This window comes from Cognatishimia sp., from assembly GCF_964229375.1.
GTDB lineage: Bacteria > Pseudomonadota > Alphaproteobacteria > Rhodobacterales > Rhodobacteraceae > Cognatishimia.
In genome coordinates this window covers 1-3,293 of the sequence record NZ_CAXREH010000054.1, presented here as the reverse complement: position 1 = coordinate 3,293, position 3,293 = coordinate 1, and the positions used below count along the sequence as shown (strand labels likewise).

Here is a 3,293-nt window from a genome sequence, read left to right as displayed (position 1 = left end):
CTCGATGGACTGCTTCCACTCTTTCGCGGGGCGGTTGGTCTTGGTTTCCAGCCAGGGCATGATCGAGGCATGCTGCGCATAGAAATGCGTCAGATCGGGGATCAGGTCCTTGACCACCGGCATGTGCGGCAGCGGATAGATCCGCACGTCGCCCTTCACCTCATCCAGGCCATAGATACAGGCCAGGGTGTTGATCCCGTCGATGTTCATCGCGCAAGAGCCGCAGATGCCTTCGCGGCACGAACGACGGAAGGTCAGGGTCGGGTCGATCTCGTTTTTGATTTTGATCAACGCGTCCCGGATCATCGGGCCACAGTTGTCCATGTCGATAAAATAGGTATCGACCGATGGGTTTTTGCCATCATCCGGGTTCCAGCGGTAAATCTGGAACTTGCGCACATTCTTAGCGCCTTCTGGCTTGGGCCAGGTTTTCCCTGTTGTGATCCGGGAGTTCTTTGGGAGCGCAAATTCGACCATCAGTCGTCTCCTTAGCTTGCCTGCAGCGCGTGGCGCGCGTGGGTGAAAAGAGGGGTTGGCTGGGCGGGGATCATGTCTCGTCGCCCTCGGCCAGTTGTACGTGATAGGGGAACCGGGCCTGCGCCAGATAACCCTTAAGAAGGTTTGCATCCTGCGGCATCAGATCATCCATCAGCTCGACCAATTCGCCATGCTGAGATGCCATCAGAAGCAGAAGCTGAAATTCCGCATCGTTCACCATCAGGTGCCAACGCTCATGCGGCGCAAGATCTTTGGCGGCCTTGACGTCTTTCTGAAACGACGAGCCTCCGCCATAGGGCTGAACGGTACCAAGACCATTGTCACGCACCTCAAAACCAAGCGCGTCCAGAATACGCGCACGATAGCGCGCGCGGCTGACCCAACGATCATAGCTGACAGGGCGAATACGGGCTGGCGCGTCCTGCACCAGCTCCAGCCCTTCGGTATAGCGGTCGATCGCATTAATCATCGTGCGCATGCGGGACATCATGTCGTGCGCATCGTTGTTCTGCAGCTTGCGCAGCAACGATGCGGACCAGTTCATGAAGCCTCTGAACAGCAGCAGATCAAGGCAGTCGGTCTCGTCAGACAGCCCTTTTGACACCGCCCCAACAGGTTCATGTGGATCGGGCATGAAATCTTCATACGAGATGATCAACACGCCGCCGTCATGCACCTCGGCGCAGTGTTCCGCCACAGAGGCTTCACTCAGTGACAGACCCAGCGTGCCGATTTCCAGCGCCTTGGCCGTGTCCGCCGGACATTTGCCCGGCGCACAATTGTTTAGAAAAACCACCATCTGTGGCGCATTGCGCATCAACCAGTTGATGAGCGCATGGTTGCCAGACCGGCGCATGCCAAACACACGGATCACCCGGCTTGGCGTAAAGCCGAGCTTTTCAAAAAGGGTGATATCCGCCTGATCTTTCATTTACGCCGGTGCTCTGCCTTAGAAGGTCCGCGCTTTGGGCGCGATTTTCTTCAGTTCGATGCCGCCTTCATCCTCTGTTGTCAGAGGATCGGTGATCACTGGACGATAAGACAGGCTGACTTTGGTGCCGGTCTCGTCAACACGGCTGACGGTGTGTACGCGCCAGTTTTCGTCGTCACGATCCGGGAAGTCCTCGTGAGCGTGTGCGCCGCGGCTTTCCTTACGGGCCTCTGCACTCACGATTGTCGAAATCGCGGATGGCATGAGGTTGGTCAGCTCGAGGGTTTCCATCAGGTCAGAGTTCCAGACCAGCGAGGTGTCCGTGACCTTAACGTCGCTCATTTTGCCCGCAATCTCGGTCATCGCCTCGACGCCTTCGGCCATTGTTTTCGCAGTCCGGAAAACAGCAGCATCACGCTGCATGGTCTTTTGCATCTCTAGGCGCAGATCTGCCGTCGGAATCGCGCCTTTGGCGTAACGCAGCGCGTCAAAACGCTCGAAGGCTTTGTCGATCTGGGCTTGTGGCGGTGTTGGCACCGGCGCGTCGCGGTCCACGACCTGACCTGCGCGGATCGCAGCCGCCCGACCAAAGACCACGAGGTCGATCAGAGAGTTGGACCCAAGACGGTTCGCACCGTGTACAGAGGCACAGCCCGCCTCGCCCGCAGCCATCAGGCCCGGAACGATCTTTGTTGGGTTGTCCTCAGTTGGATCCAGCACTTCGCCCCAATAGTTGGTTGGAATGCCGCCCATGTTGTAGTGCACGGTCGGCAGAACCGGGATCGGCTCTTTGGTGACGTCGACACCTGCGAAGATCTTAGCGGATTCAGAAATACCTGGCAGACGCTCTGCCAAAGCATCCGCTGGCAGGTGGTTCAGGTTCAGGAAGATGTGGTCACCTTCGCCCCCAACACCGCGGCCTTCGCGGATTTCCATCGTCATCGAACGGGACACGAAGTCACGCGGTGCCAAATCTTTGTAGTTCGGTGCATAGCGTTCCATGAAACGCTCGCCTTCAGAGTTGGTCAGATAGCCACCTTCGCCCCGAGCCCCCTCGGTGATCAGACAGCCAGAGCCATAGATCCCGGTTGGGTGGAACTGAACGAATTCCAGATCCTGCATCGGCAGGCCTGCGCGCATCACCATACCGCCACCGTCACCGGTGCAGGTGTGTGCAGAGGTCGCCGAGAAATACGCGCGGCCATAGCCGCCGGTCGCCAGAACAACCATTTTTGCGCGGAAGACGTGCATCGTGCCGTCGTCAAGTTTCCAGCAGACAACACCCTGACATTCGCCGTCATCCGACATCAGCAGGTCAATCGCGAAGTATTCGATGTAGAATTCCGCGTTGTTCTTCAGCGACTGGCCATAAAGCGTGTGCAGGATCGCGTGACCGGTGCGGTCGGCAGCGGCACAGGTCCGCTGAACCGCAGGGCCTTCGCCAAATTCAGTTGTGTGACCACCGAATGGACGCTGATAGATCTTGCCTTCCTCGGTCCGCGAGAAGGGCACACCGTAGTGATCCAGTTCATAAACGGCTTTCGGAGCTTCGCGCGCGAGGTACTCCATCGCGTCGGTATCGCCCAACCAGTCCGAGCCTTTGACCGTGTCATACATATGCCACTGCCAGCTGTCGGGGCCCATGTTACCCAAAGACGCAGCAATACCGCCCTGCGCCGCAACGGTGTGCGAGCGGGTCGGGAAAACTTTCGTTACACAGGCTGTGCGCAGACCCTGTTCTGCCATGCCAAGCGTTGCACGCAGACCGGCCCCGCCGGCGCCCACAACCACCACGTCATATTCGTGGGTTTCATATTCATATGCTGCCATCGTACGAGACTCCGGGGGCTTAGAGAGCGATCTT

General features: G+C 58.1%; 3 protein-coding genes. All 3 read right to left on the bottom strand.

The features are described 5' to 3' along the window. Positions 1 to 477: 2Fe-2S iron-sulfur cluster-binding protein (locus tag ACEQWH_RS04100; protein WP_370228443.1), on the bottom strand; the 477-nt coding region annotated here is incomplete at its 3' end. A 70-nt stretch (positions 478 to 547) separates the two neighbouring features. Then, positions 548 to 1,429 (bottom strand): hypothetical protein, encoded by an 882-nt coding sequence (locus ACEQWH_RS04095; RefSeq protein WP_370228442.1) that lies wholly within the window; start codon positions 1,427 to 1,429, stop codon positions 548 to 550. A gap of 18 nt (positions 1,430 to 1,447) precedes the next feature. Continuing rightward, positions 1,448 to 3,259, bottom strand: coding sequence for a succinate dehydrogenase flavoprotein subunit (gene sdhA, locus ACEQWH_RS04090; RefSeq protein WP_370228441.1), 1,812 nt, complete (start codon positions 3,257 to 3,259; stop codon positions 1,448 to 1,450). Positions 3,260 to 3,293 lie beyond the last annotated feature (34 nt).